This window comes from Mycoplasma sp. ATU-Cv-703, from assembly GCA_004011965.1.
GTDB lineage: Bacteria > Bacillota_I > Bacilli_A > Mycoplasmatales > Metamycoplasmataceae > RYZV01.
The window spans coordinates 28,701-44,168 of the sequence record RYZV01000001.1; the positions used below are offsets into that span (position 1 = coordinate 28,701).

10 protein-coding genes and 1 pseudogene are annotated in these 15,468 nt (G+C 41.1%); all 11 read right to left on the reverse strand.

Features of this window, described 5'->3' with window-relative positions; translation table 4 throughout:
• A pseudogene (locus CSE00_RS00155) lies at window positions 1-191 on the reverse strand (ABC transporter permease); the annotation flags it as partial.
• Window positions 191-2,959 carry an OppA family ABC transporter substrate-binding lipoprotein gene (locus CSE00_RS00160; protein ID WP_127942531.1) on the reverse strand — a complete coding sequence of 923 codons (2,769 nt, stop codon included), beginning with the start codon at window positions 2,957-2,959 and terminating at the stop codon, window positions 191-193. The pseudogene CSE00_RS00155 and the gene CSE00_RS00160, both read right to left, overlap by 1 nt.
• Before the next feature lie 113 nt (window positions 2,960-3,072).
• Window positions 3,073-3,579 carry an adenine phosphoribosyltransferase gene (locus tag CSE00_RS00165; RefSeq protein WP_127942533.1) on the reverse strand — a complete coding sequence of 169 codons (507 nt, stop codon included), beginning with the start codon at window positions 3,577-3,579 and terminating at the stop codon, window positions 3,073-3,075.
• Between the two features lie 15 nt (window positions 3,580-3,594).
• A complete protein-coding gene (locus CSE00_RS00170) occupies window positions 3,595-4,368 on the reverse strand; it encodes a GTPase (protein WP_161565508.1) in 774 nt (257 codons plus the stop codon).
• Window positions 4,369-4,388: 20 nt separating this feature from the next.
• Window positions 4,389-5,225 carry an energy-coupling factor transporter transmembrane protein EcfT gene (locus CSE00_RS00175; RefSeq protein WP_127942537.1) on the reverse strand — a complete coding sequence of 279 codons (837 nt, stop codon included), beginning with the start codon at window positions 5,223-5,225 and terminating at the stop codon, window positions 4,389-4,391.
• Window positions 5,218-6,087 carry an energy-coupling factor transporter ATPase gene (locus CSE00_RS00180; RefSeq protein WP_127942539.1) on the reverse strand — a complete coding sequence of 290 codons (870 nt, stop codon included), beginning with the start codon at window positions 6,085-6,087 and terminating at the stop codon, window positions 5,218-5,220. Before CSE00_RS00180 ends, CSE00_RS00175 begins: the two co-directional genes overlap by 8 nt.
• Entirely contained in the window at window positions 6,078-6,881 is an 804-nt protein-coding gene (locus CSE00_RS00185) for an energy-coupling factor transporter ATPase (RefSeq protein WP_127942541.1), read from the reverse strand. The genes CSE00_RS00180 and CSE00_RS00185 overlap by 10 nt, the downstream gene beginning before the upstream one ends.
• Window positions 6,882-6,919: 38 nt before the next feature.
• Window positions 6,920-7,468: a hypoxanthine phosphoribosyltransferase gene (gene hpt, locus CSE00_RS00190; RefSeq protein WP_127943096.1), complete on the reverse strand. Its 549-nt coding sequence runs from the start codon at window positions 7,466-7,468 to the stop codon at window positions 6,920-6,922.
• A gap of 39 nt (window positions 7,469-7,507) precedes the next feature.
• Window positions 7,508-8,026, reverse strand: coding sequence for a transcription elongation factor GreA (gene greA, locus CSE00_RS00195; RefSeq protein ID WP_236631435.1), 519 nt, complete (start codon window positions 8,024-8,026; stop codon window positions 7,508-7,510).
• A gap of 57 nt (window positions 8,027-8,083) precedes the next feature.
• Window positions 8,084-8,635, reverse strand: coding sequence for a hypothetical protein (locus tag CSE00_RS00200; RefSeq protein WP_127942543.1), 552 nt, complete (start codon window positions 8,633-8,635; stop codon window positions 8,084-8,086).
• Between the two features lie 123 nt (window positions 8,636-8,758).
• Entirely contained in the window at window positions 8,759-15,382 is a 6,624-nt protein-coding gene (locus CSE00_RS00205; protein WP_161565509.1) for a lipoprotein 17-related variable surface protein, read from the reverse strand.
• Window positions 15,383-15,468 lie beyond the last annotated feature (86 nt).

Sequence of the window (15,468 nt, forward strand, 5' to 3'; positions counted from 1 at the left end):
AAAAAACGCGTCCCAACCGGTTTATCCAGTCCGGCGCTGGCCAGCGCCGCTTCGTAATCAGCGGTTGAATCATAAGCGAGCGGATCGATTGGCGACGAGTTAGTTAAACTCATCAAAAAGTAAACAATAACAGTGATCGCCAGAAGAGCAAAGGCGGCTAACAAAAGACGTTTTAAAAAAAACTTGAGCATTAGTTAACCTCGTAATCTTGGAGATAGACAACCCCATTTTTAAGGCCGGTACCAATTAGTCAAGGTTGTCAAACTTTGGCAATCGGTTTTTGTTTGTTGGGCAACCCAATCGCTTGGGTGCCAAAGTAGTTACCAACTAAACTCATGTACTCGCTGAAAATGCTGACAAAATACTGTTCTTCAACTTCTTGTTGAATTTCAAAGTCAAGTTTGGCGATCAAATTTTGAAACTTCTGACGTGCTTGGTCAACCAAAAGACGATCGCTCGCAGGCAACTTTTGGTAAGCCTGGACGTCCAAAAGCGAATCACCAATTAAACTGTGGGAGCTCAAACTAGTTTCCTTAGCGTTAGTAAAGTTGCTCGCCTGGTTTGGGCTCTTGAAGATGTTAATTAATTCAGGTCGATTTTCAAACTGCTGACTAATGGTAGAAGTTATCCGGTCCGACAAGCGTTTGCCGTAGTCAACGAGTGTTGGCGTGCTTTCGGCCAGGTTTGATTTAAGACTAGCTAGGGCCAAGCCTTGGATTCCAAAACGCTCCCGGGATAGACCCGTCAGCCAAGTTCCAGCTCCGGCGTAGTCGGGTGACCAACCGTGGAAAGAGTACCACGTTCCTTGTCCCAGCAAATAGTTGCGCAAAATATCCACGTTGTTGTATATCTCTAGCTTAGGTTTTAACTGCGGATTTAGCATTTTTAAAACGTCCACGAATTGTTCAAGCATTTGAGTACCGCTCGCGTCTACTTGGGGAAAGCGGTTGGTAAAAGTTCACTCAATTGACTTTGATTGATCCGGTCCCAATACCGCCTGAATTGTGCGTTGAATCGCAGGCTGAATTTTTTCAAAAACCGCCGACTTGAGACTCTCTTGCAGCGAAGATGTTTGCTGGTAAACTTGCTTGTTTTGCTCCATGCTCACGGTATTTTTCTCTAACGAAAAGTTGTCAGAACCTAGTTCGTAGTAAGTTAACCGGTTAAGTTCACCGCGGTAGTCGTAAAAAGTTCGCGGTTTTTCAGAGTCAGAGTTTTGAGCGTTAATAGGTGCATCTGGCGGTAAAGGCGGATACCAGGGCTCGGTTTGGTCAAGTTTGGACATGGTCCGGTTTTGAGTGTACCAGTTAATAGCTGCCATGATTTGACTTCGAAAAGCAACGGCGGTCGGTTTTAAATAATCACCTAGTTGCATTTTTCCCTGGTCAATGTTAGAAAGAGACGTGCCAAACCAAAGTTGGGCAAAGTTGTCGTTAAAGTGGTAATTGCTTAATTCAGGAAAAGGTAAAGCGATCGGAAACATGTCACCCACAAAACGGTTGTCAATTTGTGAATCAACGTAGCGAAGACCAAATTTTTCCGGTTCTTTTTTAATGTCAAAAATCTTGTTGGAAGCAAGGTCATTAAGTTCTAGACTGAAAACACGCCCGTGACGGTACTGTTCAAACATTGATTGAGCAAAAATTTTGTTATCGCTCTGGGGTGAGTAATCAAAAATAATGTTTTTGACCGTTTGATCGCTTTTAACAAAGCGTTTGTCCCAGTAGTGCGGGTTGAGATCGTACTCCACTTGAAACTGGTTGTTTTTTTTGACATAGTAAGGTCCAATGTAAAGAGTGTTATTCCAGTCGGTTCCGTAAGTAAAAACACCGTATTTGCGAACGTTAATCTCAGAACTGACAATCGCCGGGTCTTGTTTATCTGGCACGACAAGCGATGCGCCGTTACCACTTACATAATTAACTTTGCTGGCGTAGTCTTGGATGTAACCCGAAGGAGCCGGAATAAATTCTTGAGCGTCTAAAAACTTTTTAAAGAACTGCCCAAAATTGGGTTTCACAGTTGAATTTTTAGCTTGAATGGAAACTGTCGGTTGGCCTTCAAAATCACCTATCAAAGCCGCGTTTTTTCGCCCAGGCAAAGGGGTAACTAGTTCAATTAGATTTTTCACACCAAAAATATCGTAAAGATAATTGTTTGAAAAGCCGCCTGTGACTGAAGCCAAAGGACGAAAGCGACCGATGACAGAAGCTTGCCGCGACTGCTCACTCCAACGCTGGCTTCACTTTTGCTGGTCTTGACCCGGCGGCAAAACCCCGTAGCCGCCAAAGGGGTTACTAATGTCAACCGGAGCGTGACGTCAGTTGTTGTTAGTTAAACCAGTTCGGTAAACTCCGTAAAGTCAGTCAAGAGCTTGGAGGTAGTAAATTTCGCCCGTCGGGCTAGTCGCTGCCTGACCAAGGTGATTGACCCACGGAACGTTGGTACGAACAACAAAATCAAGCGCCAAAGTATTGGGACTTTCGAGTGCCTGGCGAAAAAAATCGGAGTTGATTGAGTTTTTTAACTGGGCATCGTCAACGTCACTATCAAACACCAAGTTGGTGTTAGTTTGGCGAACCACAACTTTGGAAGCTAGTTCCAGCTTCAAAAACTGGCTAAAACGGTGCTCAGAAGGTTTGAGATTTAAATTAAAATCTTCGTCAACTGGTTGCGAAAGATCGACCACTCGGGCGTTCTCTCCTCGCGAAGAACTGCGAACAAGTTGACCAGCTACCAGCGGAGAATGGAGGTCGTTAGAACTAATCGACCCGTAGGAGAATGATTTGTCAAAGCGGTACCAAGAGTTGGCATTGACGCTGTTAATCACAGTCCGCAAGTTGTTTTTTACCACCGACTGGTCGGGCAAACCGTAAGCGATGCCGAGTCCGGCGGCACCTAGGAGCGCGGTTGTGGCAAAAAACCCGGCCCCTAGTCTTAATCATCCTTTGTAAGTCATGACACCGCCTAAAAATTAACAGTCATTACCTGTGGTAATGTTGGATTTAAACACCAACCAATTAATAATCCAAGCAATTATAGCATGAACGGAATCAAATTGACAGTTAAGGACTAGTACTGGATTAACGAATGAGTACTAATTCCGTGGTACTTTTGACGACCTTTTAGGTGGACTAACTCAACCACAAAAAGAACGCCAATTACCTTCGCACCGTGTTTTTCAATCAAATCAACAATTGCCCTTGTTGTTCCGCCCGTAGCAAGCAGATCGTCAATGATGACCACCTTTTGTCCCGGTCTAATCGCATCGCGCTGAATTTCTAACGTGGTTTTGTTGTACTCAAGTTGGTAAGTTTTGCGAAAAACTGGGCCGGGCAGTTTGCCAGCTTTACGAACCATTACAAAAGGTTTTTTTAAGATCGCAGATACTGGCGTGGCAAAAATGAAACCGCGCGCGTCAGGACCAACAATTACGTCAGCTTCGCGGGCAAAATCGGCTAACTTGTGCACCGTGTAATGAAGCGCTGGACCGTTGGCTAAAAGCGGCGAAATGTCACGGAAATCAATTCCCGGTTCCGGAAAATCTGGGAAAGTTCGGATGAATTTTTTTAAATCCACGTCAGTCATTTTATCTTAATCTAGCATTAAACCAGTTAAGTTTTGAATCCATTTGAAAAAGCTTTGGTAAGTTCGACTTAAGTCAACTTGACCTTCTTTTTGGTAAAAACCCCGGTTTTTGGCGTACTGAATTAAATTCTGATTAACCTCGTTTTCTGTTTGAGCCGGAGTTAAATCCAAAGATTTGATTTTGTCGGGGTAAAGTTTTGAAATTAATTGGTAAGCATTGAAAAAAGCACTTTTTTGGTCAACCGCTTTGGTGCCGACTAAACCCAAGACTGCTAGTTTGGTTGCTGTTAAGTAGTCGGAAGCTTCAGGCCACAAAACGCCGGGGTTATCAAATATTCAAGCCCACTTAGTTTTGAGCACTTGACGTCCGCGCGTCTTACCTGCTAGACGTGCCACTGGCGCGCTCGCTCGGCCCACTAGGGTGTTAATTAAACGGGACTTGCCCACGTTTGGTAAACCGACCACAAAAATTTTGGGTAGGCCTATTGATTTAACTTTCAAGACTCGCTGGATCTTGCGACTAATTTGCTTTGCTGCTTGAGGATCGTCTAAATCAACTGCTAACCAAGGTGCTATTTGGTTAAGTTCATTTTCCATTTTTGCAAGCTTAACAAGGTCGCTCTGGTGTTTCCGAGTTAAAACTAAAAGTTGAGGTTTTTTGCCAATTAAATCAACTAAATGATGGTTAAAACTAGTGCGCGGAATTCGGGAGTCTAGGACATTAATAAAAAGGTCAACGTCTTTTTTGACCTCATCAATTTGGCGTTTAGCCTTAGCCATGTGGCCAGGGTACCACTGCATTAGCTCATCCAAGTCGGAATCGGAATTTGACCGTTTAAAAACATCACAACCAAAGCAATCATACCTGCGTAAAAAATTACCACTAAGTAATCGGTCCAGCGAGGCACGTACACCCGGTAACGAGAGCGTTTTTCGTAAGGATCGTAACCGCGGGTTTCCATCGCATAAGCTAAGTCATCGGCCTTAGTAAAGGCAGAAACAAAGAGCGGGATAATTAGCGTAATGAGCGACTTGGCTTTCGTTTTTAAGTTACCGTTTTTAAAGTCCACACCGCGCGAGGCTTGGGCTTTCATAATCCGCTGGGCTTCTTCTAACAGAGTGGGAATAAACCGGAGCGCGATGGCAATTATTAAAGCGATAATGTGAACTTTAATTCGGACAAGACGGAGCGGGAAAAGCACGTCCTCAATCGCGCGCGTCAGCGCCATCGGCGAAGTTGTGGCAGTTAAAAGAGTTGTGGTCAAAATCATGATGTAAATTCTGATCATGATTAGAAGCGACAACTGAATTGCCCGGTCTGATAAAGTAAACTTTCACCAGGAGCCATAAGTTTGACCAACATGTCCGGTTTTACCTAGAATGAAAAGATTAATCACGAAAATAAACAGACCAATCGCGAAAACTGGTTTTAAAGAACTGAGCAACAAACTTTTGCGCAAATGCGAAAAAAGAAACGCAACAAAAATTGGCACTAAGAAAATCGTTTGCATAATCAAACTACTAGTTAAAAACACCAAAACGATTAGCAAAATGTTAATTAGGAGTTTGACGCGCGGGTCAAGCCGGTGAACAAAGGAATTGCCAGGTATGTATTTACCAATTGTGACGCTATTCATGCTTTTTCCCCCGGGTGAGTTTAATTCTTCGAACCAGTTGACTTAAATCGCTGACGCGACCAATTTTTAAACCACAACTTTCTAACTGACCAACCAGCGAAACCAGTTTAGGCGGTTCTAATTCGTTTTCAATTAAAAAAGCGTGGTCATAAAGTACGTCCAACGTATTGCCGTCGCGAGCAACTTGGCCGTGGCGTAACACTATTGTCCGTTTGACGTAGGACAAAACTTTGTCTAGATCGTGAGTTACGACTACGATAGTTTTTCCTTTGGCATTGAGTTGCTTAAAAATGCCGTACATTTCCCGACTACCCTCTGGATCAAGACCAGCAGTTGGTTCATCAAAAATCAAAATGTCAGGTTCCATCGCTAAAATACCTGCTAGCGCTACTCGGCGCTTTTGTCCTCCGGAAAGAGCAAAGGGACTGCGTTGCAAATATTCCTCGGGCAGACCGACTAGTTTAATGTACTCCTTGGCCAGCGCTTGTGCTCGGGGTAAAGGAACGCCCATGTTGCGCGGGCCGAAAATAATGTCCTTTTCAATCGTTTCCTCAAAAAGTTGGTACTCAGCAAACTGAAAAACAACTCCGACACGTTTGCGGATCGAATTGATATTTTTGATTTTAGCCGGTCGTCGTCGACCACCTTCAATCACTATTTCTCCAATCGCGACTCGACCGCGAGTTGGCCGGAGAAGTCCGTTTAAATGTTCGATCAAAGTGGTTTTACCCGAACCAGTGTGACCGATGATAGCGATAAACTCGCCCAAACTAAACGTGACTGAAACGTTTTTAAGGGCGGTGAACTCGCTAATTGTACCTAGTGCGTAAGTGTGGGAGAGATCGGTCGTTTTTATTTGCATAAATTCTCCAGCAGTTGGTTTTTTGAAAAAGTCGGTGGAGTGATGTCTGGTCCAAGCGCGCTAGCTACGCGGTAGATAAAAGGACTCTCAATTTTAGCTTGCTCAATAATTTTCTGGTTGGACAAAATTGCGTGGGGATCGCCTTTGGCAATCACCTTTCCGCCGGCTAAAACGATAATTTCGTCTGCTAAAACTGCTTCATCCATGTCGTGAGTAACCACGATTAAAGTTTTACCATCGTCTTTTTTCAACTCTTCCATAATTTCCAAAACTTCGCGTTTTCCCTTCGGGTCAAGCATGGAGGTGACTTCGTCAAAAACGACGATTTTTGGATCAATTGCCAAAGTAGCCGCGATAGCGACGCGCTGTTTCTGCCCGCCGGACAAGTTTTGAGGTTCTTTGCTTAAGTGGTCAATCATGTTAACTTTTTTAGCGTACTTATGAACCTTTTCGTGCATTACTTGACGCGGTAAAAGTTTGTTTTCCAAACCAAAAGCGATGTCATCTTCAACTGTAGCGCCGATGAATTGGTTTTCCGGATTTTGGAAAACCATTCCGATTCGAGACCGGATTTTCTTAAGGTTTTTGCGCGAGAGCAAAATGTCATCAACTCAAACTTCGCCGCTGGTAGGCGGAGCAAGCCCGACAAGAATTTTAGATAAGGTTGACTTGCCTGAACCATTGTGTCCAACAATAGCGGTGTACTTGCCAGATTTAATGTGTAAAGTTACTCCATCAAGGGCGTAACCACCGGCTTGTGCGTACTTAAAACGCAAGTTTTGAACCTTGATCATAGCAGTGATAATTATACAATAAAAATGGCTTAAAATTTCTATAAGGAGTCGAATTTAGACTGGTCAAAAACACCGATATAGGGTAAATTACGCAGCTTTTCCTTGACGTCTAAACCAAACCCAGCATAAAAAAGATTGGGAGCATCAAACCCGAAAACATCTGCTTCAATGGGCGCGGTTCGTTTGCTTTTTTTATCTAGCAAAGTCATAATTTTTAACGTTTTGGGTTGGCGGGTTTTCAGTAACTCCACGATTTTAAACAGCGTTTGGCCAGAGTCGATAATTTCTTCAATGATTAAAACATCTTTGCCGTGAATATCGCTGTGTAAATCCATCACTACCTTAACTTGACCAGTGCTAGACATGCCACCGGCAAAAGAGCTGACTGTCATGAAATCCATCACGTGATCAACGCGGATGTGCTTAATTAATTCGGCTAAAAATGGAATTGAACCTTTGAGTAGTCCCACTAAAACTAAATTAGAACTTTCGCGGTAATTTTGATCGATCCACAACGCCAACTCCTGACACTTTTTCACGATTTGTTTGTTCGTATAAATGACTTGGGAGATGCGCGGGTCAACCATTAATTGCTTTTGTTTAGTCACTTTTTTTTCCTTGGCAAACTAATTTTTAACTGCAACAATTTTTACTTGGTACTTTTGTCGACCATCGACTTCCACTACGTCTCCCTTGTGTTTACCTAAAACCGCCTGAGCTAGAGGCGATTCATAAGAGACCTTGACAAGCGGCTGACTAAATGGGTCGGCTTCCAAAGTACCCACGATCTTATACGACTGGCGCGATCCGTTTTTTAAATGTTCCAAAACCAATTCGCAACCGATTCTAACTTCTTCATTTTTTGATTTAGTAGAGTGTGAAGCACCAGTTGTTAGAATTTGTGAATTGTCTAAAATGGCATTAATTTCCCGAATGCGATCTTCAATTTTGCCTTGCCTCTCGCGGGCAACGCTGTACTCAGCGTTTTCCGACAAGTCGCCTAAACCACGAGCATCACGAATTTCCACTATTACGCGCGGTCTTTCTACTTCCACTAAGTGTTTGAGTTCCTCTTCAAGTCGTTTTTTACCTTCGCGGGTAATGAGGTTTTTTTGTTTAGGTGGTTCAATCATTTTGGCTCCCATGGCAAATGTTTAAACTACATTCTAACTCAACTTCTCTAAACAAAGGCAAAAATTATTTTATCGGGCGATTAAGACTACGCCGTGGCCAACTTTTTCGTAACTAATTCGTAAATTTTGGTTTTTACAAAATTGATCAAGAGCTTGTTTTTGGATTTTGTCGTTTTTGCCATGGGCGATAAAAATCATTCCTTCCGCGCTAAGCTTGGGCAGCATCTGTTCCAGTTTAGCCACCACCTCAGAGTTGCTTTTGAGAAGCAAAAAAGCGAAGTTATCGGCTACGATTTTTTGCCGGGCAATTTTTTCCAGCGAAGTTTGTTCGTAAGTTCCTTCAAAACCAGCCACGCAAGATGTGCGGTAGCTATTGCGCATAATTGTGGCCACTGCGAAAACTAGTTGCTCATCTTGCAGCGGATCAGAGGCATCTTTTTTAAGTTGGCTAATAATTTGACCGTGGCTCGGGTCTTCAAAGGCTCTCTGGTAAGTGAGTAGGTTTTCTTGACTAGCGTATTTCCTTCGCAAAAATTTAATTCTTAAAATCGTAAAAACCGCGCTAGCAAAAGCGACTAAAAAAGCAATTCCTAACGAAACAATTAAAAATACTCTCAGCACTAAACGCCACCTTTATTTTTCAAATTATAGATGAACTGAGCGGATTTAAAAACCAGCGGTTGCGGTTGCAAGGCATTAAATCCATCTTTGTTTTGGAAACATTTTTTTAAACTCCAGTCACGATTAGACAACGCGGTAATAAATTTCCCAAACTTTTTCACCTTTGTGAACTATTGGAGCTTCTGTTATGTTTATTACGCTAGGTTTTTTTCAATTATGTGTTCTAATTGGAACATTGTAAAACAGCACAGGACGGAATTTTCCAACTGCGTAGTATCCGTCTTTTTTTTGCGCTCTTGGGTATTCTTCCCAACTAACTCTTTCAAAAAGAACCGTGATACCTAGTCCAGCTAAGTGGGCGATGAGTTCAATTCACTCGTCACCAAACTTATGGCTTTGACCTTTTTGGTCGAAGCGATTGCCAATCAAAATATTGTTGAGAGTGTTAGCACGTAAGACGCGTTCTTTCCGGTCCATGGTGAAGCGGAAATCTGTAAGTTCTAGGACTTGTCGGTAAAAGTATCTTAGAATGGATGGGTTAAAAAACCCATCTGTCTCCTTACCTTTAGTTAGATTCGGATCCATGGCCTTTTCTTTAGGGCTGCGGTGTACAACGACTTCAATGCGGTGGCAATTACCGCTGCATTCTAACATTTGGGCTCCAAGTTTGTCTTTGACAAGGCCGGTAAAAAGTCGAAATTTTAGAAAGTCTCGCTCTAAAACTTGTTGCATGTAGTCCGATAAATCGTATGGAAGTTTGACTCCAAACTCTAGATTTTGGTCAATTAAGTAAAGATTTGACTCGTCTTTGCCTTTTTCGGGAATTCCTCTTTTGTAAGGAAAAACAACCGGAATGTTGTCACTCGGTGAACTAGCGATCATTTCCAATCCGACCGTGAAAAACATGGTGTTGTGGGAAGGTAGGTAGCGCAGAAATTTAAAGTATAATCGAGCGCTAGCAAATAGATCTCTGGTGCTTGGATCAGAGTTTTTTCACAAATGTTCGTAGTCAATCGGAACTTTGTTTCACGGTGAGAAATGGTTAAACTTACCAATTTTTTTAAGTCAACCGGCAACATTGCCTCTCGTTTCGTACCTAAATCAGAGTGTATTTTCACCCTCGTTTTGTCCTCATTCGCCTTGTCGAGCGAATTTGTCAAGTAAATCACGCTTTTTATTTTCTCGCAAATATTCGGGGTGAAATTCGGGTAATGATTCGTGCCCGTACATCTCTGAAAGGACTCCGCGTAGATGGCCAAAATCTTTCGGACCTCGCAGTCCCGAGTAATCAACATCTTTAGCATGGGGAATTTGTTCAGGAAAATCTCACTTCAAAAACTCGTGTTTTTGTAGTTCCTTGGTAACGACCTTAATTACATCGTCTTTAGTTTTGAATCCCGTAACTAACTTGAAAAAACTCCTGTGTTGAGCTATAACTTCGCGTGGTTGAAGATTTTCATCGTCCAACTTACGTTTGTTAAAATAGTCGCTTTCAGGACCTTGAAGACCAGTTAAAAATTGAAAATGAAGGGCAGGCGAGTGGTAACTTTTAGGATCTTGGTTGCTCTTTCAATCCACGTCTAAAATGATCATTTTGTGGGATCCTATTCGCGGACCATCTTTCAGAACATCACCTAAACCAGTCAATTTTTTAAATTCCGAAACGCGCGTCAAACCAGGTTTAGTTTTTTCCAGTGCTTTGATTAGTGAGAGAGCAATTCCCTTGGAACTAGTTTTTAGTGCGTAGTTTATTTGTCCGCTTCAATATTCGACCATTTTCTGGAAGTTTTGTTCAAAAGTTTGAAAACCACCAATCACGATCGTGTTTGGCAAAGAAATTTTTTGGTCAACGAAACTGATTAAAGGTTGAACTCGAATGCTTCCGTTAAAGTAGACATGGTCTGGTCTTTCAACCACTTTGAAAATTAACTTGTAGTCTTTGTCAACGTCAGCAAGTCATTGCCTAATAAGCGACGCTTTTTTAACTAAATTCAAATCTTCCCAAGCAATTTCCTGACCATTTTGGTAACCAGCATGGTTACCAATAAAATTTATGTTGTTAGAGGTATTGTCAAAAGCGGGCAACTGCTTAGTTTTTTGCTCAGAGAGTTTGCTAATTTGAGTGTCAAAGTAAAAGTCGCGGAAAAAGTTATGCATCTGACCCGGTATTAACCGGCGAGCTGCTTCGCGTTCAGAATCATTTCAAAACCCATCTACCTCAATTTTCTTACTTTGCATTTCTCCGCCGCTTGAAACAAGTGCGTTTAGATGGACTATACCCAACCTATTGTCCACTCCCCGAACCATCAAATCGACTCCAAAAATATCTAGTCTTAAATCAAAAGGTGCTATCCCCAGATCGCGATAGTCGTAAATTCGTCCTTCCTCAAAATCGGTCGCTAATTTTCGCTTGAGTTGAGTTGTTAACTGAGCTGGAATCGACTCAATAACATCTCGGATCATTTTGCCAGCCATTGTCAAAAAACCAGTAACTTCAAAAGTCAGTTTTTGGCTGGCCTGTCCGAAACTAATTTGCAAATCAACTAGTAGCAAATTGTTTGTCACCAACGGCTTGACCGAAATTCACTCTAACTTTACCCCATCCAAATCATCGGGCAATCGAATTGAAAATTCATCCAAATTGTTCTTAACGTCTTCGACTGAAATTTTTGCAATGTCATACTCGTAAAAAGCGGATTTGTTAGTGATTTTAACCGCTATTTTTCCTTCATCATTTTGAGCGTTGTTAAGTTTGCGGATTGAATTTACCTTTTCAACTAATACTTTTTCTTCGTACTGGCTAAGAGTCATCAAATTTTCCAAAGTGTACTTTTTAACCACATGAGAACCGTCTTTGTCCAATTCTAAAATGAGCGTTAACAAACCTCTATGATCGTCAACTTCATTAACGATCATTTTGTAACCAACTCCTTTTCTTGATGGGTAATCAAGTTCAGGTAAATTCAAATCGGCAAAAGTTACCAACTGCTTGACTGATCCGACTTGACTAGGCAATCGATCTGCTAGTTTAGCTCTTGATAAGTGTTTGACGAAAATTTCAAAAACTTTTTCCAGCAGTTCTTCTAAAGTTCCGTATCCCTTGACAACTATCTCGCGCGATCGCTGGGCGTGGTCGCTTTTCACAGTCACTAAAATAATCGCTTGACCTAGGTTATCGTCTAGTGATTTAAGAGTAACTTTTACTTCAACGTCTTCCCACTGGTTTGTGTTTGGTAGTGGATCTAAACCTAAATCTTGCCAATTAACTGAGTTGCCTGGATAAACGCCCAGGGCCCTAGGTAGTCGATCTTTTAAACTAGTTTTGGTACGATTTTCTTCGATTCAAGTCAACAACTGATCAAGTTGAGGCTCTCGCTTGACACTAACTTTACGAAAACCGTGAAGAGTGATCTGCAACTCTTTCGGCGTCTGAGTGATTTTGCCTCAAACCAAGACTTTGAGTTTTACTTGACCAAGGTAATCATCAATTGACAAGACCTCTAGTGAGATTTTAGTAAATCATTCGCTTAACTCCTCACTTAAATTGGGTAGACCGAGTTTCTTACCAAAGTCACCCTCAAGTATTTGACCAACCTTAACCACTTTGCTTGCTCTTTGGTCAGACAGATAAGTCTTAGACCAATTTTTTCAAACCCAAGCTTTAAGAAGTTCAAAAGATTCAGTTTCTTTTTCAATTTGTTCACGTTTAACTTGCTGATTAGTTTTAAAACCGCTTACAATAAATTGCTCATCGCGGGTTTTTTGATCCATTTTGAGCTCAACTTTAATTTTAATTTCACCGCGTTCATCATCAACCGAGATAATTGTGATTTGAGTTTCAACTTTTTTCCACAACTTGGACGGAAGTTGCTTTAAACCAAGATCAGAGGTTTTGACTCTATCACCCTTTTGCCCGACCAAGCTAGGTAATTTTTGCATTAGAGTTGTTTTCAAATTATTTTCTCTGAAATAGTCTAAGAGACTTTTCAAGAAATTATCGGTCGTTAAAAATCCGCTAACTGTGATAACTTTCTCGACTTTTTTACCGTCTTTTTTCGCTTGGATCCAAACTTTTACGTTTCCAGTTAAGTCGCTAATCTCAGTAATTTTAAAAACTAACTGAACTCCTTTAGTCAGTTGGTTGGGAGGACTAGTTAGACCTAACTTTTCCAAGGAAGTCTCTTCTGCGACTTTAAAGATGTATCCCGCTAATTCATTTGTCAAACTTGTACGGGAATTGGTTTCAAATCAATTTAATAACCTGTCAAGCTCCGAGGCCACCCGGTCTTCTGTTTTGTAGCCATTAATGGTCACGTCTTGGCTGACCTTGGATTTGCCTCTCTCAAAATGGAATCTAACTTTAATGGTGCCTAACGCATCGTCAAAATCAAGAACCACCAATTTTACTTTGGCGTTTTGGAGTTTGTCTTCGGGAATAGTTTGCTTAATGCCCAACTCTTCCAAAGTAACTTCTTTACCAATTCCTTTGATGGAAGAGGCGATTTGATCACCTAGTGCAGTGCTAGTCTCGTTGATTTCTCTCATGATCCAGTTTTGAAGTTCTTTTAAATGCCTATCGTTACTTTTATAACCAGTCACCCAAACATATCCAATTTGGGTGTCGCCTGACAAAGAAACCTTAACTTCAACGCGGATCTGACCTAGGTCATCGTCAACCTTGTCCAACTTAAGTTCTATTTGAGCGTTGTTTTTTTTGTGGTTTGGAACGCCCTCAAGACCTAATTTTTCAAAAGAGACTTTTTGGTTAACTGAACCAATTTGCGAAGGCAGTAGTTCGCTGAATTTTGAAATAGCAGGACGTTGCTCGATTCAAGAAAGCAAATCTTTCAGGAAATCGCTCTTTGCTAAAAAACCAGTCACTTTGAGAGTTCCAGATAGACTTTTATTGCCCCGGATAAGTTTAACTTCCAGTTCCATCTGTCCTAGTTCATCGTTAATTTGTAAAATTGTCAGTTCTATTTTTGCTCCGCGCTTAATTTTGTTGGGAATTTCTTCCAGACCTAATTTTTCAAAAGAGACTTTTTGGTCAACTGAACCAATTTGCGAAGGTAATTGGTGACTTAACTTTGAACGGTTATTATGTTCCTTAAGGTAAGCAAGTAGAGAGAGTAAATGATTTTGGTTGGACAGAAAGCCAGAGACTACTACTTCTTTAGTTTGTCTTTGACCTCTCCGCGAAACTGTGATTTGTAATTTGATCGCGCCTTTTTCATCGTCAGTCTCAATTATTTTTAACTCCCATTTAATGTTCTTGCTCTTTGGAACAAAAGTAATTCCTAACTTCTCAAAAGTTAGGTTGTTTTGACCTGCAAGTTCAGAAGGCAATTTTGAACTTAGTTTGCTAGTCAGACCTTGACTAATGATTCGCTGCAAAGTTTCTTCAAGATCTAACTTATTTTTGGTCTGTTCTTCTTCTAAAACTTGCTGATTAGTTTTAAACCCTTTGATTAACAGCGTGGTTTTTAAACTTACTTTCCCAACTCTAATGTCAACTAAAAGTTCCAAAGTTCCTTGCTCATCATCAAATTCAGAAACACTAAATCTAATTCTGGTGTCCCCGCTCGTTAACCATTTTGGCAATTTTTCAAGACCTAGAGCGTTTAAGTCGCTACTTCTACTAGAAACAAAATTCAACTTGGCTTCCGAGGCCAATTGACCAGTTAAGCGCGTTTTGTGACTAAATGTTTTTTCAAAGTAGTCTTTAGCCATTTGAGCTTCAAGACGGTCTTGTTCTTCCTTAGTTTTAGTTGACTCCAAAAACCCGCTGATTAAAATAGTTTTGCTTCTTTGAAGAGACTTGCCGTTAAATTCAAACAGCAAGTTGATCTTTAATTCAAGTTGCCCGGATTGGTCACTGGTACGATCGCCTTTGGAAAAACGAACTCTCAAATTCTGTACGGTATTGTCTAGATCTGCAAGTTCGGGAAAATTCCCAATTCCCAGCCTTTCAAAAAAATTAGGTTGGTCAATATCTTTCAAAAAACTAGAAGCAAGTCTATTGTTGTGAGTAGTTTGTGGCGCTTGGTTAATTTGGTCAAATATTTTCTCAACTTTTCGGAAAACAATGCTGAATTCTGGGTCTTCCACTAAGAAACCGCCCACCTTAAGTCTTAAAATGGTTGTAGAACCGCCTAAACTAACTTGAATTAGAACTTTGATTTCACCAATTCGATCGTTGGCATCGGTAATTTTAACCGAGTGTTTAGCTTGTCTAAAGTTAAAATGGGATTCAATTCCTAAATCAGCAACTTTGGGAGTCTTGATGTCCCGCAAGAAACTCGCTTTAACTTCTGGAAAACTAGTTTGTAAGTAGTCTGGGCAGTTAGCTTTGATTTCAGAAAGAAAATCTTCTGCGTTTACTTTTAGAAAACCACTGATTTTAACCCCGGTTTTTTTTAAAATACTGTCAACAGAGTTAGCTTGTTGATAACGGATGTCAACTACGATTTCACCCTTTAAATCATCACAAGATTGCACTTCAAAGTAATAACGCTCATCAAAAACTTTTTCAACTCCAAGCTGAGCTGATGAGTAAGACTCTCCCACTACAAAGTCAAGTGTCTGAGTCTGATTACGCGTTGTAAGGTAAGAGTTTTTAAGGCCAACAACTTTGTCATCGTCTATTTGGTTTTTTTCTTGGTCTTGTTCGTCAATGCAAGACAACAACGAAATAACGGGCGAAGTGAGAAGTCCTATGCAAGCGCTGGTTAAAAAAAGTTTTTTCATTTTCATTCCTTGTGAATGAAACAATTGTACTACATTTTCTTTAATTTTGAAAAAAGCACAGTCACATAACTACACGTTAGGGACAA